16 protein-coding genes are annotated in these 16,477 nt (G+C 63.8%); 7 read left to right on the top strand and 9 right to left on the bottom strand.

Features of this window, described 5'->3' with window-relative positions; translation table 11 throughout:
• The coding region (locus VLU25_01265) for a hypothetical protein (protein ID HSR66545.1) at nt 1-707 on the top strand (707 nt) is incomplete at its 5' end.
• Nucleotides 708-740: 33 nt separating this feature from the next.
• Here the strand turns inward: VLU25_01265 and VLU25_01260 are convergent.
• The 8 genes from VLU25_01260 to VLU25_01225 all read right to left on the bottom strand — a co-directional run bounded on the left by VLU25_01260 (nt 741) and on the right by VLU25_01225 (nt 7,295).
• Nucleotides 741-929: a hypothetical protein gene (locus tag VLU25_01260; protein HSR66544.1), complete on the bottom strand. Its 189-nt coding sequence runs from the start codon at nt 927-929 to the stop codon at nt 741-743.
• Between the two features lie 83 nt (nt 930-1,012).
• The gene (locus VLU25_01255; protein HSR66543.1) at nt 1,013-2,473 is read right to left on the bottom strand and encodes a M56 family metallopeptidase; all 1,461 of its coding nucleotides are present in this window, start codon (nt 2,471-2,473) and stop codon (nt 1,013-1,015) included.
• Nucleotides 2,466-2,849, bottom strand: a complete 384-nt coding sequence (locus tag VLU25_01250; protein ID HSR66542.1) for a BlaI/MecI/CopY family transcriptional regulator — start codon at nt 2,847-2,849, stop codon at nt 2,466-2,468. The genes VLU25_01255 and VLU25_01250 overlap by 8 nt, the downstream gene beginning before the upstream one ends.
• Nucleotides 2,850-2,925: 76 nt before the next feature.
• On the bottom strand, nt 2,926-3,306 hold the full coding sequence (locus VLU25_01245; GenBank protein ID HSR66541.1) for a hypothetical protein: 381 nt from the start codon (nt 3,304-3,306) through the stop codon (nt 2,926-2,928).
• Between the two features lie 9 nt (nt 3,307-3,315).
• The gene (locus VLU25_01240) at nt 3,316-4,623 is read right to left on the bottom strand and encodes an ABC transporter permease (GenBank protein ID HSR66540.1); all 1,308 of its coding nucleotides are present in this window, start codon (nt 4,621-4,623) and stop codon (nt 3,316-3,318) included.
• Entirely contained in the window at nt 4,620-5,567 is a 948-nt protein-coding gene (locus VLU25_01235; GenBank protein HSR66539.1) for an ATP-binding cassette domain-containing protein, read from the bottom strand. The genes VLU25_01240 and VLU25_01235 overlap by 4 nt, the downstream gene beginning before the upstream one ends.
• A gap of 15 nt (nt 5,568-5,582) precedes the next feature.
• Nucleotides 5,583-5,870: a hypothetical protein gene (locus VLU25_01230; GenBank protein HSR66538.1), complete on the bottom strand. Its 288-nt coding sequence runs from the start codon at nt 5,868-5,870 to the stop codon at nt 5,583-5,585.
• A gap of 54 nt (nt 5,871-5,924) precedes the next feature.
• Nucleotides 5,925-7,295 carry a HEAT repeat domain-containing protein gene (locus VLU25_01225; GenBank protein HSR66537.1) on the bottom strand — a complete coding sequence of 457 codons (1,371 nt, stop codon included), beginning with the start codon at nt 7,293-7,295 and terminating at the stop codon, nt 5,925-5,927.
• Between the two features lie 246 nt (nt 7,296-7,541).
• Here VLU25_01225 and VLU25_01220 point away from each other — a divergent pair, with 246 nt between their 5' ends.
• From VLU25_01220 to VLU25_01205, 4 genes are all read left to right on the top strand, one after another.
• Entirely contained in the window at nt 7,542-8,174 is a 633-nt protein-coding gene (locus VLU25_01220) for a sigma-70 family RNA polymerase sigma factor (protein ID HSR66536.1), read from the top strand.
• Nucleotides 8,171-9,016 carry a zf-HC2 domain-containing protein gene (locus tag VLU25_01215; GenBank protein ID HSR66535.1) on the top strand — a complete coding sequence of 282 codons (846 nt, stop codon included), beginning with the start codon at nt 8,171-8,173 and terminating at the stop codon, nt 9,014-9,016. The genes VLU25_01220 and VLU25_01215 overlap by 4 nt, the downstream gene beginning before the upstream one ends.
• Before the next feature lie 46 nt (nt 9,017-9,062).
• The gene (locus tag VLU25_01210; protein HSR66534.1) at nt 9,063-10,457 is read left to right on the top strand and encodes a HEAT repeat domain-containing protein; all 1,395 of its coding nucleotides are present in this window, start codon (nt 9,063-9,065) and stop codon (nt 10,455-10,457) included.
• Between the two features lie 66 nt (nt 10,458-10,523).
• A complete protein-coding gene (locus VLU25_01205) occupies nt 10,524-12,011 on the top strand; it encodes a HEAT repeat domain-containing protein (protein HSR66533.1) in 1,488 nt (495 codons plus the stop codon).
• Nucleotides 12,012-12,046: 35 nt separating this feature from the next.
• Here VLU25_01205 and pbpC read toward each other — a convergent pair whose 3' ends face one another.
• Complete coding sequence (pbpC, locus tag VLU25_01200; GenBank protein HSR66532.1) at nt 12,047-14,215, bottom strand: penicillin-binding protein 1C; 2,169 nt, start codon at nt 14,213-14,215, stop codon at nt 12,047-12,049.
• Nucleotides 14,216-14,371: 156 nt separating this feature from the next.
• On the opposite strand from pbpC, the gene VLU25_01195 reads away from it, so the two are divergent.
• Entirely contained in the window at nt 14,372-14,638 is a 267-nt protein-coding gene (locus VLU25_01195; protein HSR66531.1) for a ferredoxin family protein, read from the top strand.
• An 85-nt stretch (nt 14,639-14,723) separates the two neighbouring features.
• Entirely contained in the window at nt 14,724-16,472 is a 1,749-nt protein-coding gene (locus VLU25_01190) for a GWxTD domain-containing protein (GenBank protein HSR66530.1), read from the top strand.
• The last annotated feature ends 5 nt before the right edge of the window (nt 16,473-16,477 follow it).

The following is a 16,477-nucleotide window of genomic DNA, read 5'->3' as shown; positions in this document are numbered from 1 at the left end:
TCGGGATCAATGCCTTCCGTCCCGGGCAGGTAGACACGATCTACTCGGCTCAACTCGCCAACGGCGGGGCGGGAGGAGCCTTCAGCTTCACCAACCTGAACCTGGTCAATACCTCCAATCAGCAGGTTTTGGTGACCATTAAGGCTGTTGACGAAAACGGCGTGCTCGTCAGCGATCCTTTCATGGTCAACATCATGCCCAACGGCTCCTTTCAGCGGGACGCCAGCGACTTGTTCGTACTGGGACTTCCCTCGAACTCCGCGGTCCGCACCGGCTCCATCATTGTCGAAGCCAACCCGCCGGGGTTGGTGGGAGACGTGATCTTCGGCGATCCGGTAGGTTTCGAAACGGCTGCCGCCATGCAGCTTCAGGCCCGGACCTTCAGCCGGGCCTTCTTCAGCCAGGTGGCCAATAACGAGTCCATCTTCACCGGGCTGGCCATCTTCAATCCGAGCCTCGACCAAGATGCCGAAGTCACGATTCAAGTCTTCGACGCGGAAGGCAGTCTGGTAGGAGAAGGCACTTTGATGCTGGCGGCTCAGAACCGCATTTCACAGGTCTTGGCCCAACTGGTGCCGGAAGCAGCCGGACAAGTGGGCGGATACATCAGGCTTGAGTCCACGGTGCCTATCGTGGCCCAAGAGCTGTTCGGGAATAACGGCCTGACTTTCTTGTCGGCCGTTCCGCCCCAGGCAGAAACTCCCTGACCATCCCAGGCGCCGAGATTTTCTTAGGCATTCTCAGGCCTCGGCCTGGGGCCTTTCCACGTCGTCGGGGACAGGTGATTCCACGGTACGCGGCTCTGGATCTTCGTGCTGAGTGGGACACCAGTCGAGGTGGTCGGGCAGTATGGCGCCGCATTCCTGGCAGCGCTTGACTCCCGAGCTATCTTCTTTTTTGCCGAAACCTAACTTGTCGAGTAAGCCCATGATGTTACCCCTTTTTTTTCTTTAATGGTATGCCTCAAAGACTTGACAGTCAAGAAGTTAGCGCAGAAGGGGCAGGGTCTCGATCAAAGAAAATAGCGCTTTTTGGCCTTGGGTGAGACCTGATTCGAAGAATCCTGGGGGCCGATCTTGATATGCGCTTTTCCGTCCTTTTCCCGGTCCATCTTGATGAAGAAGTGGCGCATGCGAGGGTTCTTGTCGCTGAAGCCCTGGAAGAGCACGTTAACGGGCGAAGAGGCGCTGACCGCCGGCGCCAGGCCCGCCACCAACAGCAGCAAGAGGAATCCCGCGGCCAGACGGCTCCACAGGCCGGTTCTGCGGGGAGGCGGAGTCTCTCCCACCAGACGGCGCACCCGGCTGACGATGGCTGACTCGCGGCCGGCCATTCCGGGAGCAAGCGCCGGGGCGGGAGACGCTTCTATCCAGGCCGCCACCTCGGCCAGGCAGCGGGCCAACGATCGTCCTTCCCCGACTTGGCGAACGGCCCAGTCGTCGCACAAGTACTCCGACTCGCGGCAGAGGCGACGGCGGGCCAGCCGGTTGAGCGGCTGGATGAAGAAGAAGGCCTGAATGAGGGCTGAGAAGAAGAGCCAGAAGGAGTCGCGGCGCACGATGTGAGCCAGTTCGTGTGCCAGCATGCCTTGCTGTTGACGCGGACACAATTCGCGCTCGGCACGGGCGGGAATGCAGATTTCCCGGCCCACGGCCAGCGGCGAGGCGATGAAATCGCTGCGGGTCAACAAGACGTAGGAGGCGTCCGCCCGCCGGCACAGATCATCGAGCATGCCCCGCAGCGGACCCTGGTGGATGGGGGTGCGTGCCGCCAAAAGACGGCCCAGCCGCGCCTTGGTGATGAGCACGCGCAGGGCCAGCATAGAGCCGATCACGAGCCAGATCCAGAGTGCGCCCCGCACCCAGGGATTGGAGAGCGGGCGCAGCTTGAAGGTGAAGTTCCCGGTTGACGCCGAGTCCTGCGGCGTGACGGTGAGAGGTCCGAAAGCGTGCAAGCGGGATTCCCTTCGGTAAGACCAGGACTCGACCTGCGGGCTCTCCTGGCTGGGAAGCCTGATGGTCCCTTGGGCGGACGGCCCGGGGGTGCGCAAGTGGAAAACCAGCGGCGCTCCCGTGGAGTGCCATTTCAAGGAGGGGGCGGATTGGCCCGAGCTCTCGCCCACCGCGCCGGGGGCCGACTTGGGAAGCCGGGAGAAGGAAGGCAAACCGCTCCCGGAGCCGTCCTCGGCATCCAGCTTGACGTGATCGAGCCTGGCACTGAGGTCGCTGTTCAGAGCCGCCAATAGATCGAAGGACCCGCTCAGGGGCTGATAGCCCGACCAGGCCTGCACGGTGGCCGTCAGCATCCCGCCTGTGAGAGCCGCCTTCCAGAGCGTTTCGCGCAATTCGTTGCTTGTCAGCAGCCGCAAGCGGGTCAGCAGCCACACCGATCCCAGCAGCAGGGTGCTGTGCAGCAGGTAGGTCACCAGCCAAGCCGCCGCCGTCTCCTGCCAAGGCAAAGTGAAATCAGGCATTGGGCTCGTCCTCCGCGTCCTCGATAATGGCCCGCACCTGCTTCAGGTCTCCCGGCTCTATCTCGGACTCTGTCAGCAAGTGACCGACCAGGGCCGCCGAATCGCCCTGGAAGAGGTGATCGATCAGGTCGGCAACCATGGAGCGGCGAATCTCCCGCTCGCTCACCAGCGGACGGTAAACGAACTGGCGTCCTTCGGTGCGATGGCCGACCACGCCGCCTTTTTCCAGCCGCTTGAGCAGCGTCGCCACGGTGGTAAGCGCCAGGGGACGGTGTTCCTGGACGGCCTCGTGCACTTCGGCAACCGTGGCCTCACCACGCTCCCAGAGCACTCTCATCAGGTCGATTTGCAGGTGGCTCAGTTGCTTCTTCTTCATCAGGTATTCCACCGGGCTGCCGGACCTCCGCCAGGATACTACAGGCGTAGTTCGGCGGTCCAGCCTTATACACGCTCTAAGAGGCGGAATCGTTCCGGCGTCCTTGGCCGCAACGGCTGCAGAAGGGACATCTGAATTCCACCACCCCGTCTGAAAAGCGGCGGGAGACGATGGCGGCATCGTCATGGGGGCAGCGCAGAGGACGGTCTTCGGCCAGGCATTCCATGAAATAGGCCACGTCCATGGCGCGGAAGTCCTGAGGCAGGCGGTCGGACAGCCAGCGGAAACCCTCCCGGCAGCCCGGGCAGCGGACCTGCAAGGCGATGTCGGGCAGGGCTTGGTAGTCGACCGCGATGCTCAGGTCCTCCCCGCACTGCGGACAGGCCGGATGCTCCTTGCCTCCCTCGGCCCGGAAATAGTCGAGGGCGATGCTCTGGCGCTGCGAGGGTGAAAACATGGGAATGGCTCAGGCCGCCCGCATCCAGCGGGCCACCTCCCTCAGAGAAGGCCGTTTGCCGTAGAGCAGTACGCCGACGCGGAAGAGCTTGGCCGAAAGGCGCACCACCACGAACAGACTCAAGATCAGAATCAACAGCGAGAGGGCGATCTCCCAGGGCGGGACGTCGGTCATGGAGGTGCGCAGCACCATGGTCAGCGGCGAGGTCAGCGGAATGAAGCTCAAGACCTTGGCCAGCATCCCGTTGGGCTGCTGCAGGATGATGGCGATGGCGAAGAATGGACTGACGGCGGCAATCGACCACACCATGGCCCACTGCTGGCTTTCTTTGACGTTGTTGCCCAACGATCCGAAGGCTCCCATCAGCGTGCCGAAGAGCAGGAATCCCAGAATGAAATAGAGCGGCGCGGTAATGAACTGGACCGGACGAAATTCCAAAAAGGGCAGCAGGGAGACGGCGGGAATGAAGGCGATCAGCAGCCACACCCCGATCTGAGTCAGTCCGGCTCCGCATTGTCCCAGCACCTTGCCGGCCAGCAGTTGGTCGGAAGTAACCGACGACAAGAGGATTTCGATGACGCGGTTTTCCTTCTCCTCGGCTACGCCCTGCAGCAGGTATCCGGCTGAACTCATGACGGCCATGAAAAAGATGATGGTGAACAGGTAAGGCACCACGAAGCCCCTGATCTGCTCGAAGATGCTGGACACCTCGCGAGCCTCGCCTTCCCCGTCGAGTCCGTGGGTCTTCAGCCTCAGGGGAGACCACAAGAGGCGGGCCGTGGACGGCTCCACCATTCCGCTCACCAGGCTGGCCCGAATCCAGCGCTGCAGCGTGCTCCAGGCAGGGCGGTCGTCGTCGAAGGTTCCGCCCGAGCGACGGTAGAGCTCCACCTGGCCGCTCTGCCGAAAGTCCTCGGGAATGACGTAATAAGCATCGACAGAATCGTCTTCCCCAGCCTCCTGCCGGCTTTCAAGCAACTGCAGGTCGGGACCTTTGGCGGCCCGCTCGATCTGGGATTGCAGGAGACCGCGCAAGAATCCGGGAACCTGGTCCAAAATGTCGTCCAAGCCCTCAGGGGGAGACGAGTCGCCGATCGCGTCTTGGCGAGCCTGCATGCTCAGCACGCCGGCTTCATCGACGATTCCGACCAGGCGTACGCCTTCCTGTACGCTCCGGGCCGTGAAAAACCCGATGACGGCGAAGAAGCCGAAAATCAGCGCCAGAAAGAGCGGCATGCCGAAGGTGGCGATGAGGAAGCCCTTGCGGTTGACCGTGGCTATGTATTCCCGCCGCGCCACCAGCAACAGCTTGTTCATAACGCCACCTCCCGGGTCTGTCGAGCCAACTCGCTGTCCTCGGGCGCCAGCACGTCGGCCTTCTCGGCCACCCGTACGAAGATCTCCTCCAGGGTGTAGAGGGCGCGTGTGAAATCTTCGATCTCGTAGCCGTCGGCCGCCAGGCGGCCGAGAAACTGAGAAGGCTTGAGTCCATCGCCCAGGAAGACTTTCTGGCGCCCGTTATAATCGACGACTTTTTCCACTCCCTCCCGGTCACTGTCGAGAGCCGGGCGGCAGGTGATCAGCACCGCCGGTTCGGAATGCTGGTGGATGATGTCCTGAACCGGTCCGTAGAGCACCCTCACGCCCTGGCTGATCATCATCAGGTCGTCGCAAAGCTCCTCCACCTGACTCATCTGGTGGGTGGAGAGCAGGATGGTGGTGCCTCTCCCTTTCTCTTCTTTGAGCAGCGACTTGCAAAGGCGCACGTTGAGGGGATCGAGGCCCGAGAAGGGCTCGTCGAGAATAACCAGGTCGGGCTCGCTGACGAAGACCGAGATCAACTGGATCTTCTGCTGATTGCCCTTGGAGAGCTCTTCCACCTTTTGATCGGCGGTGGCCGTCATCTCAAGCCGCTCCAGATAGTATTCCATCCTCTCCCGGGCGCGGGACTTGGAAAGGCCCTTGAGGCGGGCGAAATACTCGAGCACATGGCGCACTTTCTGCTTGAGGTAGAGCCCGCGCTCCTCGGGCAGGTAGGTGATGCTGTCCTTGAGGACGGTATCGAGAGGCCGTCCGCCGTAGAGGATCTGTCCCGAGTCGGGCTGCAGGATGTCCATCAGCATGCGGATGAGGGTGGTCTTGCCGGCGCCGTTGGGCCCCAGCAGGCCGAAGACGCGTCCGCTTTGCACCTGGAAAGACACGCCGTCCACGGCCATCTTGTCTCCGAACTGCTTGCGGACGTCTTGAAGGGATATGTGCATGGAGTGCCTGGCGCCTTATTGGTCCAGCAAGGCCAGCACCTTGTTCATCTCGGTCTGGAAAGCCTGGCGGTCGAGGCTGCGCTCGCCGCGCGCGTCCTTGATCTTGAAGGTCTGGGCGGCCTCCACTACTTGATCGGGCGAAGAGAGGGCTCCCAGCTCGTTGAGAGCCAGAAAGCGCCTGTAGTTGTAGGTGTTGCGCACCAATCCGTAGCCGTCGACATGAATGAAACCGGCCTCGGGGCTGCCCAGGGAGACTTGGCAATCTTTGAACTCGCAGTAATTGGCAATGTCGTCGATGGTCAAGGCCGTACCTCGTTGGCTGTTTACGAGAGAGGATTTTATATCATATCGGCCCGCTCAGGAGCTGTCCTGCCGGCCCCGGATGCGGCGCCCGGCCATGTTGGCGGCGGACACGATTTCGGCGTCCTCGGAACGGCTCCAGCGTTCCACCTCGGCGAGGTGGGAGGCGTTGCCGCGGATCCCGATCACTTCCAGCAGGCGCACTTTGATGGGCTTGGATTCGCTCTCCAGGTAGGGGATGAGCTGGTCGATCTCCGCAGGCTGCAGTTCCAGCAGGTAGTTGAAGGCCTGGTTGCGTCCGATGTCGTCGACCAGCGCCACCAGGTGCTCGGGACGTCCCAGCCGGTAAAGGGCGAAGGAGAGGGCCAGCTTGACCTGCTTGCTGTCGGCTCGAAGCTGGTCGCGGGCCAGGTCGCGGATGAGGTTCTGGTCGGCTTCGCCGATGCGGGCCAGTCCTTCGGCGGCATAGCGCCGGAAGTCCTGGCGGGGATCGGCCAGGCCGTTGATGAAGACGCCTTTGGAGCGGGCATCGCCGATATGGGAAAGGGCGATGAAGGCGCGCTTTTCAAGGTCGTCCTTGCCGCTCACGGGAACCACCTTCCAGAGGCGCCGCCGCTCTTTCACGTCCAGCAGTTCGGTCAGCCGGGGGACGGCTTCCTCGATGCGCAGGCGTCCCAGGGCGAAAATGGCCTCGTCGCGCACTTCCTTGCTGTCGTCCTCCACCAGCGGGAGCAGCGCGCCGCCCACCGAGGGATCGGCGATCTTGTAGGCCGCCCTGATCAACTCGACCTTGACCTCCTTGTCGTCTTCGCGGCTGAGCGCCTCGCGCACCTCGGCCACCCGCGAGCGGGCCCGCAGGATTCCCAGCGCTTCGGCGGCCTTCTCGCGCACCTGGTCGTCGTCGTCCTGCAGCAGCCTGGCCAGACCGTCCACGGCCCGCTGGCTGACGGGGACGTAGGGTTCCACCATGAGCGGATTGAAGTCGTCGGAGAGCGGATTGAGGAAGTCGACGGCCTTTTCCACCCCTTTGACGAATCCGCCTTCCTGGTAGACGTACATGTCGACGAGGCCCTCGATGGCCTTGCGCTGTATGGCGTTCTTGGGATCGTCGAGGCGTTCGATGTAGGCCGGCAGGGCCCGTGTGTCGTTGATCGCCACCAGTGCGCGCATCACCTCGAGCCGCACGCCGTCATTGGGATCGCTGCTCACGTCCACCAACTGAGGCACGGCATCCCTGACTTTGTTGGCCCCCAACAACCGCGCCGCCTCTTTCTTGCGCTCCGGATCAGGATGCTGCAAATCATAAATCAGCCCCTCCACCGGAACCTCGCGGGTCTGGCCCAACAACGCCCCCCCGAACGCTGCCGCCACCAACCCCAAAACCACCATCCGCCACACCGCGCCCAATTCCACAAATCGACTCATCATGACCTCACTCAAACTGCCTCGCCACCCCGAAACACACCAAGCCCAGCCCCCAAAGTCTACCAAATCCACCTGACTGCACGCCTGTTGCCTGGCAGCCCGGAGGGCGCTGACATCAATAGCCGCCAGAAATGCACAACGCAAGGCCAATGACCCGCGAGGCCGAACTACAATTTTCCAGTCCGATGAGAGCTGTGGATGTCAACCAATCGCAACCCCGCTTCGACTAAGGGGGTGTGCGAGGAGATAATGGCTAGTATCGCGATCGGCATGGGGGGGAGATTGAACGAGGCGGCGGACAGGATGCCTTCCTTCGAAAACCTGGTGGGAGAGCACAGCGAGAAGATCTTCTTCCTGGCGCTCGACCTGACCGGGAATCACCATGACGCCGAAGACCTGGTGCAGGAAGTCTTCATCAAGGCCTACAAGTCGCTCAAGAAGTTCCGCGGCGAGGCCCAGTTCGGCACCTGGCTCTACCGCATCGCCGTCAACACCCACATCGACAAGGTGCGCAAGAAATCGGAGGCCGCCATGCGCGATTACGACAGTTGGGACGACGAGCGGAGCGTGCTTCACTTCAAGCCGCCCGCCGACCGTTCCCCGCAAGGCAACCCCGAACGCAGAGTGCGTTCGGCGGGAATCCAGGAGGACATCCGCAGAGCCTTGAAAACGCTTTCTCCGCGCCAGCACTCGGTCTTCGTGCTGCGCCACTACCAGAACCTCAAGCTGCGGGAAATCGCCGAAGTGCTCTCCTGCAGCGAAGGAACCGTCAAAACGACCTTATTCCGCGCCATCCGGCGGCTGCGCGATCAATTGGCCGCCTACCGTCCCGAGGTCGGGACGGGTGCATCGGGAATGCCCGGATTGGAGGGATCGCAATGAGAACTTGCGCCCAAATACAAGAAGATTTCCTAGAAGGACTCTACGGCGAACTGGACCAACACCGCCAAAGAAGCCTTCAAGCCCATCTCAAGTCCTGCGCCGGGTGCCGGCGCGAATTCGAATCGCTGCGCGCCACCCTGGAGGTCATGAGCCGGCGCCAACGCCCTCAGCCCGCTGAGGACTCGCCGGAGACGGCCTCTTCGCTGCGGCGCCTGCAAGACCAGATCCTGCACAGCGCCCGGGAAACCAAGACCCAGCCGTTTACCAGCTCAGACTCCCGCAGCAATCGCCGGTGGCTGATGCAGATGGCGGCGGGGATCGCCTTGATCGCCCTGGGCGTCGTCATCGGACGCATGACCATCGACCGCGGCCCCTCGGTCGATGGAGGACCCGCCGACCTGGCCTCGGCCACCGACGCGACCGCTGACGGAGCCGACAGCCCTTCACCCACCGAGGCCTTGGCCCTCCGCGTAGGAGGTTACGTCTCCAGCTCCCAGGCGCTGCTGGTGGGGCTGGCCAATCTCGACCCCGAAGCCGAAGGCATCGAGTCCTTCGACCTGGCTCCCCAAAAGCAGCTTTCGCGCCGCCTGCTGGAGGAAGCCAGCTACCTGCGGGGCAGCCTGGATGACCGGGAAAGCCGCGAAGTGGTGGAGCTGATCGCCGACCTGGAAAGCATCCTGCGCCAGATCGCCAATCTGGAAGCTCAACACGACGTGGAAGGCATCGAAATCATCCGACAGGGTGTGGAAAGCAGCGGCATCCTCATCAAGATCCAGTTGCAGAAGATCCGTCCCCACCCGGTGGTCCCCCAGAAGGATACGAAAAGCAAAGAGGCCGCCTGAAGGCCGCCTCAATTCTTGAAGAGATAAAAGAGAAAGAAGGAGAACTATGCGAACCCTGAAAATCATTCTCTCGGTTTGGCTCAGCTTGACGATGGCCTCCCTGGCGGCGCCCGCCAATTCCCGGGCCGCCAACGAAGCCCAGGAGGAGGCCGCCAAGCTCTATCAAAGTGCCTGGAACCTCTACCTGGCCGAGAATTACGACCAGTCCGAGGCCGGCTTCCGCAACCTGCTGCAACGCTACCCCAAGAGCCGCTGGGCCGATGACTCCGAGTACTGGCTGTGCACCATTCAGGTCAAGCGCGATGGAGACACTCCCCAAGCCTTCGGATGCTACGAATCCTTGGTCGAACGGCATCCCAATACACGCTACCGCGACGACGCCGAGGCCCAGATGATCACCATCGGGCATACCCTGGCCCGCCAAGGAATGGACCAGTACGCCGAAAAAGTGTCGGCCATGCGGGAGGGGCAGGACGAGGAACTGGCCTTGATGGCCATCTCGGCCCTGGAAGACATCGGGGACGACGAGTCGCTGGAAGCCGTACTCGAACTCTACCGCCGCAGCCAAAGAGAGGACGTGCGCGAGCGCGTGGCACGGGTGCTGGAAGACTTCCGCAGCGAGCGGGCCACTCAGTCCCTGATGGAAATCGCCCGCAATGACGCCTCTCACAAAGTCCGCCAGCGGGCCCTGCGCTCGCTGGGCGAGCGGGAAGGCGAAGCCGACGTGGTTCCCTTCCTCAAAGAAATCGCGGCAGACGCCTCCCAGCCTCATGAGAACCGGGCCTACGCCGTCCGCAGCATCGGCGAACTGGCGGCCCGCCAGGAACTCGCTTACCTGACCCAGATCGCCATCCAAAGCGAGCAGGAAGTGATGGGACGGGCCGCCCTGGGAGCCATCGGCGATATCAATGACCAGGCGGGCTTCGATGCCCTGCGCCAGGTCTTCGAACAAGCCGTGCTGGAGAGGACGCGGCGGCGCGCGCTCCTGGTCCTGGGCGACGACTTCCCCTCCGAGATGGTGCTGCCTTTCTTGAGGGAACTGGTCATGTCACACGGCGACAACGAAGTCCGCAAGACGGCGCTGGCCGCGATCGCCGACATGGACGACGAGATTGCCTTTCCCTTCGTCCGCGATCTGGCCCTCAATGCCGCCAGCCCGGTGATGCGCGAAACCGCCGTACGAATGCTGGACGAGTTCCGCAGCGAGGAATCCCTGCTCACGCTGGCCCAGATCCTGGGCCAGGACCGCAGCCACGCCTGCCGCCTGCGAGCGGCCCGCGGGCTGGGCGAATTCAATGACGACCGCTCGGTGGAGGCCCTCAAGAAAGCCGCCATGGAGGACGCTCATACGGCGGTCCGCCGCGCGGCCGTCAACTCGCTGGGCGAAATTGGCACCCCGGCCGCCAAACAGGCGCTGGTAGAGATCCTCAACCGCAACTAGGAGCCGACTGCCAGATCGGGCCAACCGGAATCTCTCGGCCACGTCCAAAATTCGAGAGGAGAGAAGATGAAAAGAAGAGTAATCCTTTGCCTGACTTTCTTGCTGCTGAGCCTGACAGGCCTGGCTCAGAACCTGGAGCGGGCGCCTCAGGGCGCTCTGGAACAAAAACTGGAGTGGGCCCGCGGGCAGTCCCAAGCCTCCTCCCAGGACGCCTTCTGGTTCGGCTATGCCTTCCGCCGCAACATGCGCCGGGACGCCCACGTGCTCAACTCCTACCGCATGACCCTGCGCGACGGACTGGTCTCCACCTACGGCCGCTCACTGCTGCCCCTGCTCGACGATCCCGCCACGGTGTTCGAAGATCACTTCAGCCCCGATCCCGAGGAAATGGTGCAGAAAACCGTGGCCGTCCTGCTTTACTTCAAGAGCGAGGACGGCGCCGCCCACCAACTGCGCAACATGGTGCGCGGCAACGTCGAGTTCCCCTTTCCGCTGGAGGACCATCCGCTGGTGTGGGCGGGGCAGGTGGAAGCGGCAGAAGGTTTCAGGTTGATGCGCAGCCTCTATCAAGGCGAAGAGGCGGAAAAAGCCCGCAAGGAAGTGGTTGAGGCGGCAGCCTTCCACGACCTGCCCCGGCAAGCGCTTGCCTTCATGCAGCAGGTGCTCTCGCACGAAGAGTCGGCGGACGTCCGCCGCGAGGCCGCCGAAGGACTGCGCATGGTGCAGACCCCCGAGTCGGTGGGCCTGCTGCAGCGGACGTTGCAAAACGACGCTTCCGCGGCCGTGCGCAAAGAGGCCGTCGAGGCCCTGGGAGCCATATCCCTGGCCCGCGCCGAAGCGGCCCTGATCGAAGTGCTGCGCGAGAACGGCGAGCCCGACCTGCGCCGGGAAGCCGCCGAGCAATTGCGCCGTCACAAGACCGAGCGGTCCGTCCAGGCGCTGCAGCAAAGCGCCTTCGAGGACAGCAATTCCCGCGTAGCCCGGGAGGCGGTGGAATCCCTGGCCTACTTTGCCGACGACCAGGGGCTCAATGCCCTGCGGCGCGTCCTCTTCCAGCACCCGGACGAGAAAGTCCGCTGCGAAGCCGCCGAATCCCTGGGCAAACGCAAGGACGCCCCGGCACGCAGGGTCCTGCAAGAAGCGCTGCAAGCCGACATTCCGGCCAGCGCCCAGAAGGAGGCGGTTGAGGCCCTGGCCCGCTTCCCCGCCCAGGACACTTTGTCCACGCTCATCGCCACGGCGGAATCTCACGCCCAGCCGGCCGTCCGCCGGGAAGCGCTGGAGCAACTGGGACGCCAGGCCTCGGAGAGAATCCTGCCCACCTTGCAGCGGGTGGCCGAAAACGACGCCGACTACCGGGTGCAGCGCGAGGCCCTGGAGGCCCTGCTCAACATTCCTCAAGGCCGCGGAGTCGACACGGTGGTCTCCATCGCCCGCACCCATCCCAGCCTGCGCCTGCGCAAAGCCGCTATCCGGGAGTTGGGCGACAGCTCCCACCCGCAGGCCAAACAGGCCTTGATCGAATTGGCCAAAGAACTGGAAAAAAAGCCCTAGCCCAACCCCCCAATCCGGACTTGCGAGTTGGGCCCTTAATCCAATGAGCCGCGCACCTGGAAAGTGACGGCGTCGAGCACAGGACCGTTGCAGGAGGCTTGAGACGGGGGACAGCCGATCAGTTGCAGCAGGTGGCGTCCGGGCACCGGCTTCCAGGAGATCTTTGCCGAGGCCGGCCCCAGATCCTCTCCGTTGAGGCGCCAGCGGCAGTGGGGACAGTCGTCGAGGCGAAAGAAGAGGCGTTGCCGCTTGTCGGGAATCTCGGGATCGAGGGCGAAGACGGTGTCGGCAGCCGGCGAGAGAATGCGGGCGGCTGCGGCAGCGGCCGGACGCGGGCGCACCTCGCGCGGCTGGCTGCCGCGCAAAAACCACTCCTTGCTCACCTCCCCTTGCAGCGCCATCCTAACCCGCGCTTCCACCACCCCTGGGGGAGCATCCGGAGGCTGGCTGGGGAGGCTCTCGTGAAGACGGTTCATGAGGTCGAGCCAGACCGGGGCCGCTCCGGTGACGCCGCTGACGTCCCACATGGGCTCTCCCGAGAAGTTGCCCACCCACACCCCCACCGTGTAGCGGCTGGAATAGCCCAAGCACCAGTTGTCGCGCATGTCCTTGCTGGTTCCCGTCTTGACGGCGGTCCAGAAGCGGGTGGCCAGCGCGCTTTCCAGGCCGAAGGTGGCGGCCCGGCTCTGGCGGTCGGAGAGGATGCGGCCCAACAAAAAGGCCGCCTCCGGCGTGTAGACCCTGCGGGGTGCGTCCTCGGCCGCGTCCCGGCCCGACAGGCGCAGGGTGAGGGGCGTCCAAAGGCCGCCGTTGGCCAGCGTCCGGTAGGCGTTGACCATGTCCCACAAACGGACTTCGGCCGATCCCAGGGCCAGCGAAGGTCCGTAGAAATCAGCCTCCAGCAGGGGACCTATGCCCAGCCGGCGCAGGCGTTCCACAAAGGGCTCGCCTCCTACCGTCTGCCACACTTGAACGGCGGGGACGTTGAGCGAAGAAGCCAGCGCCACCCGCGCCGTCACCCATCCCCGAAAGCTCTGGTCGTAGTTCTGGGGACGGTAGACGCTTCCCCCCACCGCCACCTCCATGGGCTCGTCGCGCAGCAGCGAAGCCGGCGTCAAGAGGCGCCGCTCGAAAGCCAGTCCGTAGAGGAAGGGCTTGAGCGTCGAGCCGGCTTGGCGCAGGGCCTGCACGCCGTCCACATAGCGGGCGCTGGAAAGCTCAGCGCTGCCTCCCAGGTAGGCCAAGACCTGTCCCGAGGCGTTGTCGACCACCAGCACGGCGCCGTCGGAAACGTTGCGTCCGTCCTGATGGCCCAGGTGCTGGCGCAGAACCTGAGCGGCATAGCGCTGCAATGGGGCGTCCAGGGTAGAATGAATGGGCGAGGCGCCCGACTCTTCTCCGCCCAGCATCCGGCGGGCGGCGTGAAAGGCCTCATCGGCCCGGCCCGCAACGCGGTAGCCCCCGCTCAACGCCCGACGCGCCAGGCCGTCCATTTCCTGGCGCTGGGCCGGCGAGGCTCCCTCCCAGAGTAACTGGGCGCGCTGCGCCACCTGCTCCCAGGAGGCGTTGGGAGCGCGGATGAGGGCGGCCGCCAGCGCCGCCTCAGCCCGCTCCAGCCCGTGGGGACGCTTGCCGAAGAGTCCGCGGGAGGCTGCTTCCACCCCTTGCAGTTCGCCGCGGAACCAGACCAGGTTGAGGTAAGCCTCCAGAATCTCCTCTTTGCTCCAACTGCTCTCAAGGGCCCGGGCGGTCAGCACCTGATTCCACTTCTGCATCCAGGAACGGCGTCCCTGGGCCCGCAGCCGGGGATCGATCAAGGCGGCGGCCTGCATGCTGATGGTGCTGGCTCCGCGTAGTCCCTGACCCCTCAGCCAATCCGTTGCGGCGCCCGCCGCCGCTCTCCAATCCACCCCCGCGTGAGAGAAAAAGCGCCGGTCCTCGGCCAGCAGCACGGCTTCTCTCAAAGCAGGGGAGATGTCCGCCAGTGGCGTCCAGCGCAGGCGCCGTCCCTGCATATCGACGCGGACCTCTTGAAGCACCTCTTTTTGCCGGCTCAGGAAGACCGCGTCAGAGCGGCTGAAGTTCTCCTTCACGGCCTGGAAGGACTCCACTTCGGGGAGCGTCCCCCACCAGAGCAGCCCTGCCAGACAAGCCAGCCCGCCCAAGACCCAGGCCAGCCGGTGAAGGAGTCGGCGCTTTGTCATCTTCACTATTGTATCCGTCTGCCCGGGAAAGTGCCGAGCGGGGCTTATTTTTCTACAAAAATGTATAAAAAGCCTAAAAAATCACTTTTGCACTTGACCTGGAGCCAATTTTCTTTACATTTGAAGGGTGGCAGCAACCAGAAAAGGAGACCGCTGATGACCTTCATCATCTGTGAACCCTGCATTGACACCAAAGACACCGCCTGCGTCGACTCCTGCCCGGTGGACTGCATCCATCCGCGCAGCGACGAGGAGGAATTCGAAGGAGCCAAGCAGCTCTATATCGATCCCGAGGAATGCATCGATTGCGGCGCCTGCGTACCCGAGTGCCCGGTGGAAGCCATCTTCCCCGAGGACGAGGTGCCCGATCAGTGGCAGAACTACATCGAGATCAACTACGAGTACTTCGGACGCGAATTGTAGAAGTCCGGCCCGCTCGCCCTCTCCCCCTACCCGCCCTTTGACAGCAGGCTGTATAATGCCCTGCAACGATTCTTGGAGGTAGACGATGGGAAGAGGCATCTTCGCCGAGGTCCGCCGGGGCCTGACGGCCGGGATTTTTCTCGGTTTTCTCTGCCCCTTGGTCCTGGCGGCGGGACCTGCGGCAACCGGGCCGCCGGGCCCTTTGGCCGAGCGTTACCGCCAGTGGCTTGAGGAAGAAGTCCCCTACCTGATCTCAGACCGCGAAAACGACGAGTTCAGGGCCCTCGCCAGCGACGCCGAGCGCGATGCCTTCATCGAGCGCTTCTGGCGCCTGCGCGACCCCGACCCTTCCACGCAAGCCAACGAGTTCCGTCAGCAGCACCTGAAGCGCATCCGCCAGGCCAACGAGAAATTCTCGGAGGGCATCCCCGGGTGGCGGACGGCGCGGGGACGGGTGTGGATCATGCACGGCCCGCCCGACACCATCCACTTCGACATCGGCGGATCGACGCTGCAGTTGGAGATCTTCGGCCCCACGCCGGTGCTGGCCCAGCAGACCAGCGTGAAAAAGACCCCCTTCGCCCGCATTCCTTTGGAGATGCCCGACAGCGAGGTCTGGGTCTATCATCATCTGGACGGGGCGCGACACTTTCCGGGACACTTCGAGGTCATCTTCTCGAGGGCCAACCGTACGGCCTTGTGGGCCGCCGCCCACCAGCTTTCGCGCCTCGGCCCCGCCGCCGACCAGAACTATACCTACCGGCTTCAGCGCGATCTGGCCATCGCCCGTTTCATGCAGGAGAACAACACGGCGGGAGGCTACAAGGTAGTCTACGCCGGGCAGTACCGTTACGGCAGCGTGGAGCAGCTCTATTCATCCATCTTCACCCCTTCGGCCGCCTTCCGTTTCGACGCCAACGAGGTGGTGCTGGGCATCCGCGATCTGGACGAGTCGCGGGGCAATGTGCTGGAGCGCAAGCTGGCCCTGCGGCGGCGGCTGCGCGAGAACGTCGAGTCGGAAGTCTACGTGCAGCGCTTCGAGTTGGGGCTGCAGACGGGCGCCGTCCGCGCCGCCCGGGGACAGACCACCCTGCCGGTGACTCTGTCCCTGGACTCCTCCTGGGCTGGAGATACCCTGGAGTTCCTCATCGAGCTGATCGGCCCCGGCCGGCAACCGGTGGCTCACGTGGTGGACCGCATGCGCCTGCAAGCTCATCCCGCCCATGGCCAGGGTGAGGAAGAGCGCGATTTTCTCTACCAGACCCGCCTGGAGGCCCGTCCCGGCAGCTACCGGCTGGCCGTCTACGCCACCCTCCAGGATCACAGGGCGGCGGCCTTCCTCAGCCGTCCCGTGGAACTGCCCGATTTCTCGGGGGAATCGCTGGCCATGAGCGACGTGCTGCTTTTCCGGGACGTGGTGCCGCGCGCTTCCTCGGCCAGAGAGGAGTCGCTGCCGGTGCGCCTTCTGGGGGGCAGCCGTCCGCCCTCTCTGCAGGACTTCTACCTGATTCCGGCGACGGACAGCCGCTTCCGCCGCGGCGATCTCCTGACGGCTTTCGTCGAGGTCTACAACCCCGCTCTGCGCGACGCCCAGCCCGACCTCGATCTGGTGTGCCGCTTCTGGCAGGGCCGGCGGCTGGTGGCCACGGTGCCCAGCAAGTCGTTGGACTACCTGACGGAAGCCGGAGGGAAGGAAGAGGAACGGCGCACGGCCTACGGCATCTCATTCCCCCTCAGACGTTTCGCTCCCGGACGCTACCGGCTGGAATTGGAGGTACTCGACCGCCAGGCGGGACAGGCGCGGAGGCGCAGCGCCGACTTTCTTATCCGTTAGGAGAA

It is taken from the genome of Acidobacteriota bacterium, assembly GCA_035471785.1.
Lineage (GTDB): Bacteria > Acidobacteriota > UBA6911 > RPQK01 > DATIPO01 > JANQFM01.
The sequence above is the reverse complement of the archived record's forward strand: the minus strand, read 5'-3'. Positions and strand labels throughout refer to the sequence as shown.

Coding starts and splice junctions, on each gene's coding strand:
- VLU25_01190 (HSR66530.1), top strand. CDS start 14,724: ATGGGAAGAGGCATCTTCGCCGAGGTCCGCCGGGGCCTGACGGCCGGG.
- VLU25_01240 (HSR66540.1), bottom strand. CDS start 4,623: ATGAACAAGCTGTTGCTGGTGGCGCGGCGGGAATACATAGCCACGGTC.
- VLU25_01225 (HSR66537.1), bottom strand. CDS start 7,295: ATGATGAGTCGATTTGTGGAATTGGGCGCGGTGTGGCGGATGGTGGTT.
- pbpC (HSR66532.1), bottom strand. CDS start 14,215: ATGACAAAGCGCCGACTCCTTCACCGGCTGGCCTGGGTCTTGGGCGGG.
- VLU25_01210 (HSR66534.1), top strand. CDS start 9,063: ATGCGAACCCTGAAAATCATTCTCTCGGTTTGGCTCAGCTTGACGATG.
- VLU25_01255 (HSR66543.1), bottom strand. CDS start 2,473: ATGCCTGATTTCACTTTGCCTTGGCAGGAGACGGCGGCGGCTTGGCTG.
- VLU25_01215 (HSR66535.1), top strand. CDS start 8,171: ATGAGAACTTGCGCCCAAATACAAGAAGATTTCCTAGAAGGACTCTAC.
- VLU25_01235 (HSR66539.1), bottom strand. CDS start 5,567: ATGCACATATCCCTTCAAGACGTCCGCAAGCAGTTCGGAGACAAGATG.
- VLU25_01260 (HSR66544.1), bottom strand. CDS start 929: ATGGGCTTACTCGACAAGTTAGGTTTCGGCAAAAAAGAAGATAGCTCG.
- VLU25_01195 (HSR66531.1), top strand. CDS start 14,372: ATGACCTTCATCATCTGTGAACCCTGCATTGACACCAAAGACACCGCC.
- VLU25_01250 (HSR66542.1), bottom strand. CDS start 2,849: ATGAAGAAGAAGCAACTGAGCCACCTGCAAATCGACCTGATGAGAGTG.
- VLU25_01205 (HSR66533.1), top strand. CDS start 10,524: ATGAAAAGAAGAGTAATCCTTTGCCTGACTTTCTTGCTGCTGAGCCTG.
- VLU25_01220 (HSR66536.1), top strand. CDS start 7,542: ATGGCTAGTATCGCGATCGGCATGGGGGGGAGATTGAACGAGGCGGCG.
- VLU25_01245 (HSR66541.1), bottom strand. CDS start 3,306: ATGTTTTCACCCTCGCAGCGCCAGAGCATCGCCCTCGACTATTTCCGG.